Origin of the sequence: Kitasatospora sp. SC0581 (assembly GCF_048159585.1) — a bacterium.
Taxonomy (GTDB): domain Bacteria; phylum Actinomycetota; class Actinomycetes; order Streptomycetales; family Streptomycetaceae; genus Kitasatospora.
Window position 1 is genome coordinate 66,685 of the sequence record NZ_JBLRWA010000011.1, and the last position, 17,585, is coordinate 84,269.

15 protein-coding genes are annotated in these 17,585 nt (G+C 73.3%); 8 read left to right on the top strand and 7 right to left on the bottom strand.

Annotated features, from left to right (window positions below; genetic code table 11):
- Positions 1 to 186: 186 nt before the first annotated feature.
- On the top strand, positions 187 to 1,089 hold the full coding sequence (locus ACLWS4_RS19140; protein ID WP_049651410.1) for a UTP--glucose-1-phosphate uridylyltransferase: 903 nt from the start codon (positions 187 to 189) through the stop codon (positions 1,087 to 1,089).
- 107 nt (positions 1,090 to 1,196) lie between these two features.
- Here the strand turns inward: ACLWS4_RS19140 and ACLWS4_RS19145 are convergent, their stop codons facing one another.
- On the bottom strand, positions 1,197 to 2,426 hold the full coding sequence (locus ACLWS4_RS19145; protein WP_387972818.1) for an FAD-dependent monooxygenase: 1,230 nt from the start codon (positions 2,424 to 2,426) through the stop codon (positions 1,197 to 1,199).
- 168 nt (positions 2,427 to 2,594) lie between these two features.
- Between ACLWS4_RS19145 and ACLWS4_RS19150 the strand changes: the two genes are divergently transcribed.
- The 7 genes from ACLWS4_RS19150 to ACLWS4_RS19180 all read left to right on the top strand — a co-directional run bounded on the left by ACLWS4_RS19150 (position 2,595) and on the right by ACLWS4_RS19180 (position 9,248).
- A complete protein-coding gene (locus ACLWS4_RS19150; protein WP_416874721.1) occupies positions 2,595 to 3,620 on the top strand; it encodes a hypothetical protein in 1,026 nt (341 codons plus the stop codon).
- Positions 3,621 to 3,846: 226 nt separating this feature from the next.
- On the top strand, positions 3,847 to 4,182 hold the full coding sequence (locus ACLWS4_RS19155; RefSeq protein ID WP_074005969.1) for a hypothetical protein: 336 nt from the start codon (positions 3,847 to 3,849) through the stop codon (positions 4,180 to 4,182).
- Between the two features lie 168 nt (positions 4,183 to 4,350).
- Entirely contained in the window at positions 4,351 to 5,928 is a 1,578-nt protein-coding gene (locus ACLWS4_RS19160; protein ID WP_416874722.1) for a peptidoglycan-binding protein, read from the top strand.
- A 5-nt stretch (positions 5,929 to 5,933) separates the two neighbouring features.
- Positions 5,934 to 6,413 carry a protease inhibitor I42 family protein gene (locus tag ACLWS4_RS19165; protein ID WP_416874723.1) on the top strand — a complete coding sequence of 160 codons (480 nt, stop codon included), beginning with the start codon at positions 5,934 to 5,936 and terminating at the stop codon, positions 6,411 to 6,413.
- On the top strand, positions 6,410 to 6,805 hold the full coding sequence (locus ACLWS4_RS19170) for a hypothetical protein (protein WP_074005972.1): 396 nt from the start codon (positions 6,410 to 6,412) through the stop codon (positions 6,803 to 6,805). Before ACLWS4_RS19165 ends, ACLWS4_RS19170 begins: the two co-directional genes overlap by 4 nt.
- Positions 6,806 to 6,951: 146 nt before the next feature.
- Positions 6,952 to 7,806: a glycerophosphodiester phosphodiesterase gene (locus tag ACLWS4_RS19175; RefSeq protein WP_416874724.1), complete on the top strand. Its 855-nt coding sequence runs from the start codon at positions 6,952 to 6,954 to the stop codon at positions 7,804 to 7,806.
- Positions 7,807 to 7,904: 98 nt separating this feature from the next.
- Positions 7,905 to 9,248, top strand: coding sequence for an MFS transporter (locus ACLWS4_RS19180; RefSeq protein ID WP_387830330.1), 1,344 nt, complete (start codon positions 7,905 to 7,907; stop codon positions 9,246 to 9,248).
- Between the two features lie 90 nt (positions 9,249 to 9,338).
- On the opposite strand, the gene ACLWS4_RS19185 is transcribed toward ACLWS4_RS19180, so the two are convergent.
- The 6 genes from ACLWS4_RS19185 to ACLWS4_RS19210 form a co-directional block, all read right to left on the bottom strand.
- Positions 9,339 to 11,186 (bottom strand): trypsin-like serine protease, encoded by a 1,848-nt coding sequence (locus ACLWS4_RS19185; protein WP_416874725.1) that lies wholly within the window; start codon positions 11,184 to 11,186, stop codon positions 9,339 to 9,341.
- 139 nt (positions 11,187 to 11,325) lie between these two features.
- The gene (locus ACLWS4_RS19190; RefSeq protein ID WP_416874726.1) at positions 11,326 to 13,068 is read right to left on the bottom strand and encodes a trypsin-like serine protease; all 1,743 of its coding nucleotides are present in this window, start codon (positions 13,066 to 13,068) and stop codon (positions 11,326 to 11,328) included.
- A gap of 92 nt (positions 13,069 to 13,160) precedes the next feature.
- On the bottom strand, positions 13,161 to 14,732 hold the full coding sequence (locus tag ACLWS4_RS19195) for a trypsin-like serine protease (RefSeq protein WP_416874727.1): 1,572 nt from the start codon (positions 14,730 to 14,732) through the stop codon (positions 13,161 to 13,163).
- 101 nt (positions 14,733 to 14,833) lie between these two features.
- A complete protein-coding gene (locus ACLWS4_RS19200) occupies positions 14,834 to 16,447 on the bottom strand; it encodes a trypsin-like serine protease (RefSeq protein ID WP_416874728.1) in 1,614 nt (537 codons plus the stop codon).
- Between the two features lie 43 nt (positions 16,448 to 16,490).
- Entirely contained in the window at positions 16,491 to 17,009 is a 519-nt protein-coding gene (locus ACLWS4_RS19205; RefSeq protein WP_387966984.1) for a hypothetical protein, read from the bottom strand.
- A gap of 50 nt (positions 17,010 to 17,059) precedes the next feature.
- Positions 17,060 to 17,551, bottom strand: a complete 492-nt coding sequence (locus ACLWS4_RS19210) for a hypothetical protein (RefSeq protein ID WP_375877572.1) — start codon at positions 17,549 to 17,551, stop codon at positions 17,060 to 17,062.
- Positions 17,552 to 17,585 lie beyond the last annotated feature (34 nt).

The following is a 17,585-nucleotide window of genomic DNA, read 5'->3' on the forward strand; positions in this document are numbered from 1 at the left end:
TCGCACCTCCCGCGCCCCACCGGTCACGGGCCGCCCGCGGGCGGCGGGCGCAGCCGGACGGCCGCCGGGGGGCCAACTTCCGTACGGCAGCCGTCCACTCAACGTGCCGCCGGTCCTTGATAGCGTCGGCCGTGACGCCGCGTCACCAAGGCGTCGCACCACCGACGAAACGAGAGAGCGTCTCACATGGCCCCCAGGACGATCCGCCGAGCCGTCATCCCCGCCGCCGGGCTCGGCTCCCGCCTCCTGCCGCTGACCAAGGCCACGCCGAAGGAGATGCTGCCGGTCGGCGACAAGCCGGTGATTGAGCACACCGTGCGCGAGCTGGTCGAGAGCGGCATCACCGACATCACCATCGTCGTGAACGGCGACAAGGGGCTGATCCAGGAGCACTTCCGCCCCAACCCCGTCCTGGTCGAGCAGCTGCGCCGGGACGGCAAGGAGGCCTTCGCGGCGGCGGTCGAGGAGGTCGGCGAGCTGTCCCGCAAGGGCCACATCAGCTACCTCTACCAGCACGGCCCGTACGGCAACGGCACCCCGGTGCTCAACGCCGCCCGCCACTTCGGGGACGAGCCCTGCCTGGTGCTCTGGCCCGACGACGTCTTCGTGGCGGAGGTCCCCCGCGCGCAGCAGCTGATCAGGGCGTACGAGCAGACCAACGCGCCGGTGCTCGCGCTGATGCCGATGGCGCCCGAGGACTCCTACCGGTACGGCGTGCCGGTGGTGAAGGAGGACCTCGGCGGCGGCTCGCTGCGGATCAGCGGCCTGGTCGAGAAGCCGAAGCCGGCCGACGCGCCCTCCTCGTACGCGGCGATCGGCGGCTACGTCATCACCCCGGGCATCGTCGACGAGCTGCGCGAACTGACCCTCCGCTGGCACGAGAAGCCCGAGGACGAGGTCTACCTGACCGACGCCATCAACGCCTACGCGGCCCGGCGCGCGGTCTACGGGCAGGTCATCGCCGGCACCTGGTACGACACCGGCAACCCCGCCGCCTACCTGCGCGCCCAGTTCGCGGCCGCGCTCGCCAACCCGGAGTACGGGCCCGAGCTGCGCCGGCTCGCCGCGGAGCTCTCCCCCGCCTTGTAGGACGTCCCGCCCGGACGGCCCGTGGCGGGACGGGCCGTGGCGGGACGGTCGTCGGGGCGGATCGTCGGGGCAGATCGTCGGGGCGGCGAAACCGGCGGTCGGGGCGGTCAGTACGCGGGCAGGTCGAAGTCGAGGGCCGCCCGGAAGGCCGCCTCCAGCTCCGGACCGGGCCCTTCGAGGTTCGCGATGCTGTCGACCCGGGCCCGCCGGTCGCCGGTCAGTTCGAGGATCGCCTGGTTGGCGGCCACGTGGTCGCGCAGCCGCCGCTCGTAGGCGGGGTAGGCCGCGCGGTGGTCGCCGTCGGCCGCGTGCAGCTCGCCCGCCAGGACGTAGGCGGCGGTCAGGGCCACGCTGGTGCCCTGACCGGTGAACGGGGAGCAGCAGTAGCCCGCGTCGCCGAGCAGCACGACCCGGTCCTTGGACCAGCGCTCCATCCGGATCTGGGCGACGACGTCGTAGTGGAAGGCGTCGGTCTCCTCCAGCGCCCGGAGGAAGCGCGGCACCTCCCAGCGCGCGTGGGCGGAGCGCTCGGCCACCAGCCGCCGCTGCCGGGCGGGGTCGCGCGGGAGCATCCGGTCGAGCGGCTCCTCGGTGTCGAGGCCGACGAAGACCCGCAGTTCGCTGTTGTCGCGGACGGTCATCGCCATGCAGAACCAGTTCTGGTCGTCGCCGAGCCGGTGGACGACCTCCCAGCGGTCCAGGCCCAGGTGGTTGGGCACGCTCCAGCCGGCGAGGTAGGTGCCGATGGGGTGCAGGTAGTCCGCTTCGGGGCCGAAGACGAGGCGGCGGGTGTTCGAGTGCAAGCCGTCGGCGCCGACCACCAGGTCGAAGGCCTGCTCGGTGCCGCCGCGGAACCGGACCTCGACGCCCTCCCGGTGCTGCACCAGGGTGTCGATCGAGTCGCCGAAGCGGTACTCGACGCCGGGCCCGGCGGTTCCGGTGCCCCCGACGCCCGCGTCCGCCGCGGCGATCAGCCCGGCGAGTTCGTCGCGCAGGATCTCCACGTCCGGGCCGTCGACCGGCCCGCCGGTGGCCGTCCACTCGGTGGTGCGGCGCAGCTCGCGGCCGTCCGCGTCGACCACGGACATCCCGCGCAGGCCGGTCCGACGGGCCCGGATCTCCTCCAGCAGCCCCATCCGCTCGACCACGGTCAGGGCGGTGCCGCGGACGTCCACGGCCTGCCCGCCGCCGCGCAGCGAGGGGGCCCGCTCCACGACGGTGACCCGGAAGCCGTACCGGTTCAGCCAGTACGCGAGGGCGGTGCCGGCGATCCCGGCGCCGGAGACCAGGACGGAGGTGGTGCGCGGGCCGGAGCCCGGCCAAGTGCTGTTCGACATGGTGTTCCTCCCATGGATTGCTCTGCCTCAACACCACTGTGCGGTCCGCCACTTGCAGGACGCGGACACCGCGCTGTCACCGTCGGCGGGACACCGGCACGGCGCTGACAGCACGGCGCCGGGGACCCTGGTTCCGGGCGCCACCGGCCGTTCTCTAGGGTCGACCCCATGCCGAGAACCACACCCCCCCGCCCGCTCGACGTCGAGGCGCTCTTTCCCGAACTGGCGCACCACCGGGGCACCACCACCCGGCTCCATCCGCGCCCCGGACGGCCGGACGCCTCGGCGAGCTCCGTCGGCGGCCCGCTGCTGTGGCCCGCGGACGAGCCCTGGCCGGTCTGCACCGACCCCCACCCGCACGCCCGCGGCCGGCGCCCGGCGGACGTCCACCGTTCCCGGGAGGTCCTGGCCGCGGCCTGGAGCCGCGAGCAGGACCCCGGGCCGACGGACGCGGAACGGCAGCTGCTCAAGGAGCTCGACCGCCGCCACCGCGTCGAAAGCCCGGCCGCGGACGGCCCGTTGCCGCTGGTCGGCCTCGCGCAGTTCTACCGGCGGGACGTCCCCGACCTGCCGCCCGGGCCGAACGGCTGCGACCTGCTCCAGGTGTTCTGGTGCCCCTTCGACGCCCACGGCCCGGGCCGCTGGGAGATGCTGCTCGACCTGCGCTGGCGCCGTTCGTGGGAGGTCGCCGAGGTGCTGGCCACGCCCCCTCGACCGGAGGTCGTCGGCTTCGACGGGTACCTGCCCGAGCCGTGCGTGCTGCATCCCGAGCAGGTGCCCACCTACCCGTTCGCCGGCCTCCTCCCGGAGGACCTGTGCGCCCGCGTCCGCGCCTGGGAGAAGGCCCGGGAGGCTGCGGCCGAGGAGCACGGGGAGGACGACCCGCCGCTCTACCAGTACGACCTGTCCATCCCGCCCGGCTGGCGCGTCGGCGGCTTCGCCTCCTGGCACAGCACCGACCCGGCACCGATGGACTGCCACGACTGCGCGACCCCGATGCGGCTGCTGCTGACCGTCGACAGCTCGGAGTGGGACGGCGGCAGCGGCAGTTGGCGGCCGCTGGAGGACGAGGCCTCGGCGGACGGCCACGGCGTCGTCATGCCGACCGAGGTCACCGTCGGCCGCTGGGGCCTGCTCAACGTCTTCGCCTGCCCCGCCGACCCCCGCCACCCGCACCGCTGGAGCATCCAGTAGCCGGGGCCGCCGCCCCGCCCGCGGCAGGGTGACGTCCGCGGCGCGGCGCCCGGTGACTGCGGACGGAGCGTCCGTCGCCCGCCGTCACCGGGTTCCGGACGGTGTGTCATGAATTCGCAACAGCCCTCCCACCAGGCGCGATACGAATTGCCCGGGCACCGGAGGGCCCGTAGGGTGCTCGAACGCCGTCGCGTGGACGGCTCGGGGGACGCACGAGGGGTGAACCATGGCGCAGGGGTCGGGGTACGCGATCCAGGCCGGCGGGGCCGAGGGGCAGGCGAAGGCGCTGGACAAGGCGTCCGGGGACGAGGGGACGATCGGAACGGCGATCAGCGACCCGGTCTGCTACAGCGCGGACGTGTTCGGGGGCGAGGACGTCGACCCGGCGTACCGCAACTTCAGCAGCGCCTGGCAGGCGGAGACCGCGACGATCAAGAGCGCGCTGAGCGAGCTGGCCGGCAAGGTGCGGGGCTCCTCGAACGGCTACCAGTCGGCCGACGGCAGCGTGGTGAAGGACCTCGCGTCCGCCTCGCGCAGCGGCGACTACCGGCCCTTCGGCTGAGGCGGGGCCGGCGCGCGCCGGACACCGGAGCGGACGGCGGCTGACGAGCTGACGTCCGCAAGCCGATGAGCAGCCGTCGAGCGGCCGATGGGCAGCCGACGGAGGACCGCCGGGCAGCGGCGGGGAACGACACCACGGGCAACGGGTACAGGGGGCGAACGGGCCGTCATGGCAGGCGAATCCACCACGCAGCGCTGCAAGGCGCTGACCGACCGGCTGAAGGACGTCCGCGGGGCGGACAACAAGAACGATCTGATCTCCGCGATCAAGGGCGCGCTGGCGATCCACGCGCCGGTCGGGGACCCGGGCACCATCGAGGCCACCGGCAACCGCTACAAGACCGCGGCCGCCGACTCGACCCAGCTCCACCAGGAGGTCCTGGCGGTCGCCACCTCCGGGCTGCCGGACGTCTGGACCGGTTCGACGGGTGCGAAGGCCGCCGAGGTGGTGGCCGCCGCCGCCCGCGCCGTCGACCAGCAGACCACCGCGCTCTACAACGGCGGGACGGCCCTGCTCGGCCTCGCGGACGCGCTGCGCTCCGCCCAGGGCCAGGACCGCGCCGCGCGGTCCGCGCTCCAGCAGGTGCTGAGCGAACTGGGCGGCGAGCAGGGCTGGTTCGACGAGTGGTTCGAGGACGACGAGGACGAGGCGGCGCGCAAGAAGGCGCAGCAGGCCGCCGTGCCCCAGGTCGACGCGATGCTGAGCGCCGCCAAGCACGCCGACGAGGCGGCCCGGGCGGCGGCCCGCGACCTGAACAAGCTGGCCTCCGAGGCCCGGGCGGGGAAGATGAAGACCAACGCCGTCACCGCCGCCGACAAGCTGGTGCTGGCCGAGACCTCCGGTCCGGACGGCCCGACCGAGCTGAACGAGCTGCTGACCGCCAACGACATGAAGCGGTCCGGCGAGTACCTGGACAAGATGAACGACAAGGACCGGGCGGACTTCGAGAAGCTGCTCGCCGACTCCAAGTCCCCGCAGGAGCGCGCCTATCTGATGAAGGCGCTGGCGGCCGGCCACTCCATGGACGAGATTCGCGCCTTCCAGGGCAAGATCCACGGCAAGGACCCGGAGTGGCTCCGGACGCACCTGACGCCCGTCTACACCGAGGACGGGGACACCAGCAGCGGCGGGCAGCAGGACAACGGCTCCAACCGGAACACGGACCAGGTGACCTTCGACGGCGCCAACTGGAAGCAGGCGGACACCGAGGGCACCTGCGTCGCCTCCTCCACCGTCACGGCCCGGGCGATGGTCGACCCGCTCTACGCGCTGGACCTGACCGGCGGCCCGTCCGGCCAGGAGGACGACCCGGCGGCCTTCCAGCAGCGACTGCTGGCCGAGCAGCACCGGGTGCACCAGGAGGGCGACGGCGGCGCGAACTGGGACGGCATGGGGGCGGACGGCAAGGAGAAGGTGCTGGAGAAGGAGGTCAGCCCGCACACCGGCGCCGACTTCGACTACAAGCCGATGCCGGACAGCAACGCCCGGCGGGAGCTGCTGCCGGACATCGAGAAGGCGGTCGCCGACGGCAAGCCGGTGCCGGTCGGGGTCGAGGGCTACGACAAGGACGGCAAGCGGTCGGGCCACGCGATGATGATCGTCGGCCAGGAGGGCAACATGCTGCAGATCTACAACCCGTGGGGCACCACCACCTGGGTCAGCGAGGACGACTTCGTCAACGGCCGGATGGCCGGGGCCTCGGACGACCGGCTGCCCACCGCCTACGCCGTCCACCTGCCGAAGTGACCGGCGTGGCAAGGGTGTTCACGGCGGCGTCGGCGCGGAGGCCGGCCCGCGGGCCGCTGCGGGCGGTGGCGCTGGCGGCCGTCCTGGCGGCCGGGCTGACGGCCTGCGGGCAGGACGCGCCGTCCGGTCCGGACCGCGGCCGGGTGCTCGGCGCGGAGGAGCGCTCGGTCAGCCTCGCCGTCGGCGAGCGCTTCACGATCGCCGTCCGGGACAACTCCTCGGTCGGCGACCGCTGGAGCGTCGCGGCCCCGCAGCCGGACGCCGCGGTCGCGGCCCTGGTCGCGGAGAAGCTCGACCTCCCCGCGGAGTCGAAGACCTCGGACGGCGTCGGCGGCACCCGCTTCTACACCTTCGAGGCCAAGGGCCGCGGGACCACCGCCGTCACCCTCCTCAACTGCTTCCGCAGCTACTGCAACCTCCCCGCACCCAGCGAAGAGAACAGGAACATGGTCGTGCGCAACACCTACCCGGTGACGGTCCGATGAGCCCCGACGACCGCTTCCGCCCCAGGACCGACGAGGAGCTGCGGCAGCTCGACGTGTCCGCCATGCTCCGCTACGGCCTGGCCTTCGCCGGTCCGCACCGGGCCGCGCTGTTCGGCGAGGGCGCCGTCGCGGCGGCGCTGGCCGCCGACGCGCTGGGGGTGCTCCCCCGGTCGCTCGCCTTCCTCGCCGAGGTGGTGCGCAGCGGCGGCGCCCGCTACGCCGCGGACCTCGCCGAGCCGCTGCCCGGGGCGGAGCCGGCCCGGCTCGCCCGCGACTGGCTGGGCTCGGCGGCCACCACCGTCACCAGCGTCGACGGCGACCAGCTGCTCGCCCGGTGGCTGGACGCCGTCGCGGAGATCCTCGGCATGCGCCGGGACGTCCGGGGGGCCTGACGGGGGGCCTGGCCGGGGATCCGGCCGGGGGCCCGGCGGCGCGTTACTGCTTGACAGGGTGCGTCATACTGTAACGCGCTGGTACGCCCGCGGATCCCGACCCCTTCGGACCCGTCGGGCCCTCCCCCCGCAGCTCGGAGCACCGCATGCACCCCTTCCTCGACCACCCCGGGCCGCTCGCCTTCGCCCACCGGGGCGGTGACCTCGGGCGCCCCGAGAACTCGCTCGCCGCCTTCGAGGCCGCCGTCGCGCTCGGGTACCGCTACCTGGAGACGGACGTGCACGCGACCGCCGACGGTGTGCTGGTCGCCTTCCACGACACGCACCTCGACCGGGTCACCGACCGCGCCGGGGCGGTGGCGGAGCTGCCCTGGGAGAGCGTCAGGCGGGCCCGGATCGGCGGGACCGAGCCGGTACCGCTGCTGGAGGACCTGCTCGGCGCGTTCCCCGGGGCCCGCTTCAACATCGACGTCAAGGCGGCGCCGGCCGTCGGGCCGCTGGTCGAGGCGATCCGCCGGACCGACGCCTGGGACCGGGTCTGCGTCGGCGGCTTCTCCGACAGCCGGCTGGCCGCCGTCCGCGCCGCCGCCGGACCCCGGCTGGCGACCTCGCTCGGCCCGCGCGAGGTGTCCCGGCTGCGGCTGCGCTCGCTGGCCGAATCGTTCCTGCCCGGGCGCGCCTCCACACGGTCCGGAGCGCCGTCCGAAGCCCCGTCCGGGGCCCCGTCCGGGGCGCCGTTCGCCGGGCTGTGCGCGCAGGTGCCGGAGCGTCACCGGGGCGTCCGGGTGGTCGACCGGGCCTTCGTCCGCACCGCCCACCGGCTCGGCCTCCAGGTGCACGTCTGGACTGTGGACGATCCCACACGGATCAGGGCTCTCCTGGACCTGGGTGTGGATGGCATCATGGCCGATCGCATCGACGTCCTGCGGGACGTCCTCGGCGAGCGCGGCTGCTGGACGGACGGCAGTACCGGCTCCAGCACGGTGATGGGAACCCCATGAGCACCACGAACTCGGCGACGCACCTGCCGGACGACCCACCGACCGCCCCCGACGCCGACCCGGCCGCCGCCGACACCGACGCACGCTCCCTGCGCCGGATGCAGTTCGGCTGGTACATCAACGACTGGGCCAACGCCGCCTTCTCGGCCACCGTCCTGACGGTGTTCCTCGGCCCGTACCTGACCACCGTCGCCAAGGACGCCGCCGACGCGGCCGGCAACGTCCACCCGCTCGGCCTGACGATCCGCGCAGGATCGTTCTTCCCGTACACGGTCTCCTTCTCCGTGCTGCTCTCGGTCGCGGTGATGCTGCTGACCGGCACCGTCGCCGACCGCACCGGGCGGCACAAGGAGCTGATGTGCGGCTTCGCGTACGTCGGCTCGCTCGCCACGATGGGGATGTTCTTCCTCGGCGGCGACCGCTACCTGCTCGGCGGCGGGCTGCTGGTGGTCGCCAACATCGCGTACGCGGTCTCGGTCGCGCTGTCCTACGCCTACCTGCCCGGCCTCGCCTCCCCCGACGAGCGCGACAAGGTCTCCTCCAAGGGCTGGGCCTACGGCTACGCGGGCGGCGGACTGCTGCTGATCGCCAACCTGGCGCTGTTCCAGGGCCACGACGCGTTCGGCCTGGACTCCGGCACCGCCGTACGGATCTGCCTCGCCTCGGCCGGCCTGTGGTGGGCGCTGTTCACCATCGTCCCGATGCTGCGGCTGCCCTCCCGGGCCGGCGTGGCCCCCACCGCCCCCGCCGACCCCGCGGAAACCCCGGCCACCGCGCCAGGCAAGCCCGGCAAGCCCGCCGCCGGCAGCCTGCGCGAACTCGGCCGCACCCTGCGCCGGATGCGCGAGCACCCGCTCACCCTGCTCTACCTCGCGGCCTTCCTCTGCTACAACGACGGCATCCAGACCGTCGTCTCCCAGGCCTCGCTCTACGGCAGCGAGGAACTCGGCATGGAGCAGACCTCGCTGGTCACCGCCGTGCTGCTGGTCCAGGTCGTGGCGATCGGCGGCGCCCTGCTGCTCGGCCGGATCGCCCACCGGTACGGCGCCAAGCGGACCATCCTCGGCTCCCTGGTCGGCTGGGTCGTCACCCTGGCCCTCGGCTACTTCATGCCCGCCCACCAGCCCGCCTGGTTCTACGCCCTGGCCTGCATGATCGGCCTGGTGCTCGGCGGCAGCCAGGCGCTCTCCCGCTCCCTCTTCTCCCACCTCATACCGCCGGGCCGGGAGGCCGAGTACTTCAGCTTCTACAAGGTCAGCGACCGCGGCACCAGCTGGATGGGCCCGCTCGTCTTCGGCCTCGCCTACCAGCTCACCGGCAGCTACCGCTCGGCGATCATCTCGCTGCTGGTCTTCTTCGTCATCGGCTTCGCCGTCCTGCTCAAGGTCCCGGTCCGCCGCGCCATCGAGGCCGTCGGCAACCCGGTCCCCGAGCGCCTCTGACCGCTCGCACGACGGACCGGGCCCGGCCGCTCCCCCTGCCTGAGCGGGGAGCGGCCGGGCCCGGTCCTTGAACGGCCCGTGGACGCTTCGTCAGCCGGTGACCATGGTCTTGCCGGGGAGCGTGTTCCAGCTGCTCCACCCGCTCTTCCCCGGCTGGTACGAGGCGTGGTTGAAGGCGCCGTTCTGGCCGGTGGCGAAGAGGTCCAGGGTGCCGGCCGCCGCGTTGAACGTCGCGGTCGGGAAGCGACCGGTGGTGAACCGCCAGTCCCCGATGCTGGTCCAGTCGCTCCACGGCTTGCCGTCGGGCTGCCACGCGGCGCGGGCGAGGACGCCGTTGCCGTCGACCGCGAACAGCGCGAAGCCGCCGGTGGCGGGGTCGAAGACGGCGGTCGGCGAGCCCGCGAACCCGCGGCCGGGGACCTCGTACCAGCCGCTCCACTTCGTCATGCCCGGGGTGTAGTAGGAGTGCGCGACGGCCCCGCTGGTCCGGGTGGCGAAGACCTCCACGACCTTGGTGACCGGGTTGTAGGCGGACGTGGGGCTGCCGGTGAACCTCACGTTGTCGTCCTGGGCGTACCAGGGGTTCCAGTCCTGGCCCGGCAACCAGTAGCTCTGCTTCAGCACGCCGTCGGTGTTGACCGCGAACAGCTCGATGGCACCGGTGGAGGGGTTGTACAGGGCGCTCGGGCTGCCCGTGAACTCCTTGTTGGCCTTGATGTCGTACCAGCCGCTCCACCCCGCCGTGCCCACGGTGTAGTAGGAGTGCGCGACGGCCCCGTTGGTCTGGGTGGCGAAGACCTCCGCGGTCTTCGTCGCCGGGTTGTAGACGGCGGTGGGGCTGCCGGTGAACCTCTTGTCGGTGGGCTGGTAGTACCACTCGACCCAGCCCTTGCCGTCCGGCAGCCAGTAGGTCTGGCAGAGCACGCCGTCGGTGCCGATGGCGAACAGCTCGATGGCACCGGTGGCGGGGTTGAAGACGGCGGTGGGGACGCTCGCGAACCGCCAGTCGCCGCCGACCCGCGTCCAGTCGCTCCAGGTCGTGCCGTCCGCGCTGGAGGAGGACACCACGTGGCGCTCGCTGTCGACGGCGAAGACCGTGGTGGTCTTCCGGACCGGGTCGTAGACCGAGCTGCGGGCGGCCGGGTTGGCGGTGACGGTGTCCCACCAGCCGTCGCGGACCTGGTTGATCCACGCGCCGAGGTCGTCGACCCGGGTGCTGTACGCGCCGGTACGGGTCTCGCCGGCGGGCACGCCCAGGCAGCCGCCCTGCCACGAGCGGGAGGCGACCGCGACCAGCTCGGCCTTGCCGTTGACCTCGCGGATCGCCGGGGCACCGGTGTCGCCCTTGCAGACCGCCGCGCCGCCCGTCCCCGTGATGCCGACAGCGGTCGCGCTCACCGTGTCGAGGCTGAACGCGCCGGAGTGGAGCCGGTTCGGGAGCCACTCGGTCTTGGTGCGCCCGTACCCGGGCACCCGCAGGGTCTGGCCGGCGGTCGGGGCGGTGGTGGCGACCGCGAGCGGGGCGACGCCGGTGACGGGGACGGCCAGGCGGGCCAGGACCAGGTCGCGGTCCTGACGCGGCGCCAGCTCCACCACGTCCGTCACGACACCGGCGCCCGTGGCCAGGTCGGTGCGCCCGACGGTGGCGGTGGTCTTCCACTTCGGCGCACCGGCGGCCAGTGCCTGCGGCTGCGCCGGGTCGTCGGAGAAGCACGAGGCGGCCGTGGCCACCCAGTAGCGGTCCACCAGCGCGCCGGTGCAGACGCGCACGTTGTCGCCGATCGCCAGGCGGACGGTGTAGGCGTAGGAGCCGTCGGCAGGTGTGTCGCCGACCACGGCGCCGGCCGGGACGATGCTGCACAGCGTGCCGGCGGCAGCGGCAGCGGCAGCGGCGAGTACGCCGGCCCGCCGGGAGCGGACCTGGGACTTGCGGGGCATGAGGGATCTCCAGGGAGCGTTCGCGGATCGTTCAGGTCGTTCGGATCGTTCGGGGAGGGCGGCACCCCGCGGGTGCGCGGGGTGCCGGTGGCGCCTTCGACCGGCGGCCGCAGCGGGGCCGCTGCGGGTCAGGGCCGGGTCAGGGGGCGGAGGGGCCGCCGTGGAAGCGGACCCAGAGCGGGCCGCCCTGGCCCTGCGGGTCGACGGACCAGAGCGTGCTGTTGACGTCCCTGACGTAGGTGACCAGGTGCTTGCTGACCGGGTCGACGACGGTCTGCGGGACGGCGTCGGCGGCCAGCGCGGTGCCCGACGGGGTGAGCGCGAACTCAGTCCACTTCCCGGTGGCGAAGTCCAGCGCGTTCAGCCGGTTGTTCGGCCCGTTGACGTACACCACGGTCCGGTTGCCGGCCGTGTCGGCGATCGCGACCGGGTCGGTGGCGGCCATCGCGCCCCAGTCGCGCCAGCCCGGGCCGAACGGGTCGACGGACCACAGGTGGTTGGCGGCGTCGCGGACGAAGGTGGTGAAGTGCCCGGTGGCCGGGTCGACCACGGTCGAGGGGACCGCGTCGGGGGCCAGGGCCGGCGGGATGAACTCGACCCGGCCGGCACCCCGGCGGTCGATGGAGTTCAGCCGGTTGTTCGGCCCGTTGACGTACACCACGATGTGGCCGTCGTTCGGGTTGACGACCGGCACCGGGTCGGTGGCGGCCAGCCCGCCGAAGTCGTACCAGCCCTCGCCCTGCGGGTCGACGGACCACAGGTGGTGGGCGGTGTCGCGGACGAAGGTGACCAGGTGGCCGGTGGCCGGGTCGACGACCGTGCGCGGCACGGCGTCGGGGGCCAGCACCGTCCCGGCGGGGGTGGGGACGAACTCGGTCCACTTGCCGGTGGTGCGGTCGTAGGACCAGAGCTTGTTGTCCGGCCCGTTGACGTACACGATCACGTGGTTGTCGGCCGGGTTGGCGATCGCGGTCGGGCGGGCGGCCGCGTAGCCGCCCAGGTCGGTCCAGCCCTCGTTCTGCGGGTCGACCGACCACAGGTGGTTCTTGCTGTCCTGGACGAAGGTCAGCGGGTGCCCGGTGGCCGGGTCGACGACGGTGAACGGCGAGCCGGTGACCTTCGTCCCCGACGGGGTCGAGTGGCGGACGTTGGTGATCCACACGCCGAGGTCGTCGACCCGGGTCGCGTACGCGCCGGTGCGGGTCTCGGCGGCCGGGGTGCCCAGGCAGCCGCCCTGCCAGGAGCGGGAGGCCACGGCCACCAGCTCGGCCTTGCCGTTGACCTCGCGGATCGCCGGGGCACCGGTGTCGCCCTTGCAGACCGCCGCGCCGCCCGTCCCCGTGATGCCGACAGCGGTCGCGCTCACCGTGTCGAGCGAGAACGCGCCGGTGTGCGGCTTGGCCGGCACCCACTCGTCCTTGGTCCGACCGAAACCGGGAACACGCAGCGACTGCCCGGCCGTCGGCGCCGACGTGCCCACCTCCAGCGGCGTCACACCGTCGACCGGCACGGCCAGACGGGCCATCACCACGTCGCGGTCGGCGCGCGGCACCAGCTCGACCACCTGGGCCGACGTGGCACCGACGGTGGCGGTGGTGTTCCACTTCGGCTTGCCGGCCGCCAGCGCCTGCGGCTGCGCCGGGTCGTCGGCGAAGCAGGAGGCGGCGGTGAGCACCCAGTACTGGTCGATCAGCGCGCCGGTGCAGCCGCGCAGGCTGTCGCCGATGACGATCCGCGCGGTGGTGGCGGAGGTGGTGTCGGCCGCGGCGCCGCCGGAGACGGCGCCGGCCGGGGCGAAGGTGGTCAGCGCGCCGGCGGCAGCGGCCGCGACGGCTGCCAGCACACCCGCCCGCCGCGGGCGGAGCTGGGACTTGCGGGACATGGGGACTCCCCTTCGGGTCGGTGGGTGGGAGCCCGCGGGGGCGGTCGGTCTCGCGCCGACGGCCCCCGCGGGGCACGGGTCCGGGACCCGGGTCAGCCGGTGGTGGCGGCGATGCCCTGGATGGCGCTGCTGGCGACCTCGTAGAAGGTGGTCCAGCTGCCGTCGGCCTTCTTGTCGGCGGTCCAGATCTTGGCGTCGGTGCCGATCGCGAACAGGCGGATGGTGTCGCCGATGGTGGTGGCGGCGACCTGCTTGACACCGAGGACGTCGGGCACCTTCTCGAAGGTGGTCCAGGGGCCGTTGCCGGTGCTGTCGGTGGTCCAGATCTGGCTGTCGGCACCGACCGCGAACACCCGCACGGTGTTGCCGATGGTGGTGGCGGCGATGTGCTGGATGCCGCTGCTGGGGATCGCCTCGAAGGTGCTCCACGTGCCGGCGGTGTAGTCGCCGGTGCTGGTCCAGATCCGGCCGTCGCCACCGATCGCGAACAGGCGCACGGTGTTGCCGACGACGGTGGCGGTCACCTGCTTGATGGCGCTGCTGGGCAGCGGCGAGAACGCGCTCCAGGTGCCCGCGGCGTAGTCGCCGTCCGCACCGTAGATGCGCTCGTCGCCGCCGATGGCGAACAGGCGCACCTTGTCGCCCATGGCGACGGCGGTCACCTGCCGGATGCCGCTGTTGCCCGGCACGACCTCGAACGGCGACCAGGCGCCGGAGGCGTCCCTGGTGGTGGTCCGGATCCGCTGGTCGCTGCCGATGCCGAACAGGCGCACCTTGTCGCCCATCGTGACGGCGCTGACCTGCCGGACGCCGCCGCTGTTCGGTACGGCCTCGAAGGTGCCCCACACGTTCGTGGTGTACGCGCCCTCGTTGGCCCAGATCTGGCTGTCGCCGCCGATCGCGAACAGCCGGCTGGCCGGACGGGAGACCCGCACCTGGTTCACCCAGCCGGCGAGGTCGTCGACCCGGGAGCTGAACGCGCCGGTCCGGGTCTCGGTGGCCGGGGTGCCCAGGCAGCCGCCCTGCCAGGAGCGGGAGGCCACGGCCACCAGCTCGGCCTTGCCGTTGACCTCACGGATCGCCGGGGCACCGGTGTCACCCTTGCAGACCGCCGCGCCACCGGTACCGGTGATGCCGATCGCGGTCGCGCTCACGGTGTCGACGGTGAACGCGCCGGTGTGGAGCTTGGACGGCACCCACTCGTCCTTCGTCCGGCCGAAACCGGCGACGCGCAGGCTCTGCCCGGCGGTCGGGGCGGCGGTGGCGACCGCGAGCGGGGCGATGCCGTCCACGGGCGTGGCGAGACGGGCCATGACGAGGTCGCGGTCGGCGCGCGGCACCAGCTCGGCCACCTCGGCCGACTTGGCGCCGAGCGTGACGGTGGTCTTCCACTTCGGCTTGCCGGCCGCCAGGGCCTGCGGCTGAGCCGGGTCGTCGGAGAAGCAGGAGGCGGCGGTGAGCACCCAGCTGCGGTCGACCAGCGCGCCGGTGCAGGCGCGCAGGTTGTCACCGATCGTCAGACGGGCGGTAGAGGTGTAGGTGTTGTCGGCAGCCTCGGGGCCGACCACGGCACCCGCCGGAGAGACGGCGCTCAGCGTGCCGGCGGCGGCGGCCGCGACCAGCACACCCGCCCGACGGGAACGGAACTGGGACTTACGGGACATCAGGAATTCCCCCCTGAGGAGTGACGAGAAGGTGGTGTCCCGCCGGACGGGCGACCGGACGGCGGCCGGTCCGGCGGGACGCGGTGCGGTGCGGGTCGGGGTCAGCCGGTGGTGGCGGCGGTGATCGCCTTCACGCCGAAGGCACCCCCGGGGACCTCGGTCCACGGCGTCCACTTGCCGGCGTTGTAGTCGGCGTCGCGGGTGTAGACCTTGGTGTCCTCGTTGACAGCGACGAAGTGGACGACGTTGCCCTCGGCGCTGCTGGAGATGGCCTTCAGGCGGTTGTCGCTGACCTTCTGCCACTGCGGGTCCCAGCCGGAGCCGCCGTAGTAGGCGTAGGTGGTGAACAGGTCGCCGGCGCCGCCGATGATCTGGAGGTCGACGGTGTTGCCGCGGGCGGCGGCGGTGATGCCCTGGACGCCGACGGCGCCGCCGGGGATCTCGCCCCACGGGGTCCAGCTGCCGTCGGGCCTGTAGTCACGGCCGTAGACGCGAAGGTCCTCGTTGATGGCGAAGACGTGGACGACACCGTCCGCGGTGGTGGCGCTGGTGATGGACTTCAGCCTGTTGACGCCGACCTGGTCCCAGCTTCCGCGCCAGCCACCGCCCGCGTAGTCGACGTGGGTGCTGTAGAGGGAGCCGTCGGAGCCGATGATCTGGAGGCTGACGGTGCTGCCGCCGCGGACCGCGGCGGTGACGCCCTGGGCACCGCCGGCACCGCCGGGCACCTCGCTCCACGCGGTCCACGCGCCACCGACCTTGCCGTCACGCGTGTAGACCTTGCCGTCGGAGCCGACGGCGTAGGCGTGCACGGTGTCACCGATGGCGACGCTGTCCACGGCGATCGGCGAAGGGCTGCTGGCGGTCGACCAGGAGCCGAGCCAGCCGCCGCCCTTGAAGTCGTTGGCGGTGTTCCACACCCTGTTGTTGATGTCGATGATCTGCAGATTCAGGCCCGCCTTGACCTCCGCCGTGCGGTTGCGCAGGCCCTTCACCCAGTCGCCGAGGTCGTCGACGCGGGAGCTGAACGCGCCGGTACGGGTCTCGGTGGCCGGGGTGCCCAGGCAGCCGCCCTGCCAGGAACGGGAGGCCACGGCCACCAGTTCGGCCTTGCCGTTGACCTCGCGGATCGCCGGAGCGCCGGTGTCGCCCTTGCAGATCGCGGCGCCACCGGTGCCGGTGGTGGCGATGCCCGTCGCGCTCACCGTGTCGAGGCTGAACACGCCGGTGTGGAGCTTTGCGGGCACCCACTCGTCCTTCGTCCGGCCGAAACCGGGAACGCGCAGGCTCTGCCCGGCCGTCGGGGCGGCGGTCGCCAGCGGCAGCGGGGCTATGCCGTCGACGGGCGTGGCGAGACGCGCCATGACGAGGTCACGGTCGGCGCGCGGCACCAGCTCGGCCACCTCGGCCGACTTGGCGCCCACGGTCACGGTCGTCTTCCACTTCGGCGCACCGGCCACCAGGGCCTGCGGCTGCGCCGGGTCGTCGGAGAAGCAGGAGGCGGCCGTGACCACCCAGTAGCGGTCCACCAGCGCGCCGGTGCAGCCGCGCAGGTTGTCGCCGATCACCAGGCGGGTGGCGGCGGTGTAGGTGTTGTCGGCAGCCGCGTCGCCGGAGACGGCCCCGGCCGGAGAGAAGGTGCTCAGCGTGCCGGCGGCCGCAGCCGCGACCAGCACACCCGCCCGCAGGGAGCGGGGCGAGGAGTTGCGAGGCATATGTGTATTCCCAGACGGTGAGGAACGGATGCGCGGGTGGCTGTCAGCCGGTGACGGTCAGTTCGAGGAGGCTGGTCGCGTTGCCGTTGCTGCCCTTGCCGACCGGCTGGAAGCCGTCCTTGGGGACCTCGAGGGTCTGCTGGGTGGTGCCGTCGGTGAGGCCGGCCCGGACGGCGCGGCCGCCGGAGGTCTGGATGGCGAAGACCTGGGGCAGCTCGAGGGTGAGCGACCCGGTGGTGCCGGAGACGGTGAAGCAGATCTGGTTGTCCGGGTTGCCCGGGGCCATGGTCCAGACCTGGATCTGGTTGGGCTTGGAGCATTCGCCGAGCAGGATGTGGCCGTCGCCGCGCAGCAGCTTCACCTTGGTGATGGCGGCGGCGCCGGGGTAGGCGAAGTCCTCGACCGCGGGCGGTGCGGCGGAGTTGTCGGCGGGGGTGGTGTCGGCTGCGGCGAGTGTGGTGGCGCCGGCGAGGGCCGTGGCGGTCACGGCGGCGGCGGCCAGCCACCGGCCTGCGGTGGCGCGGCCGGTCCTTCTGGCCGTGCGGAGGGGGGTGTGGGTCACCTGGGGCTCCATCGGGAAGGTGAGCGGGGAGCGGTGCGGGCCGGTGCTGGTCAGCCGGTGACGCGCAGTTCGAGCAGGGCGGCCGGCTTGCCGTTGCCGGAGCCGCTGCCGATCCCGACGGGGAGGGCGGTGCCCTTGGCGATGTCGACGCTCTGCGCGCCGTCGACGCTGGTGAGCTTGGCGTTGAGCGAGTAGGCGTCGGTGCGGATGCGGAACACGTTGGGCACCTCCAGGGCGAGGTAGCCGGTGGTGCTGGTGGCGCGGAAGCAGATCTGGTTGCCGCCGGCGTTGGGCAGGTCGAAGCTGAACACGCTGATCTGGCTGTCGACGGCGCAGTCGGACAGCACGATGTGGCCGTCGCCGCGCAGCAGCTTGACGTTGGGGTACGGCGCCGGGCCGGGGTAGTTGAAGTCCTCGACCGCCACCGGCGCGGCCGAGTTGTCCGCCGGAGTGCCGTCGGCGGAGGCCAGTGCGGTGGCGCCGAGCGTGGCGGCCACGGCGACCGCACCGCCAACGAGCAAGCGGGACATGCGCTTTGCCATGACTATTCCTCTTCGTTCATCTGGTGTTGCCCTG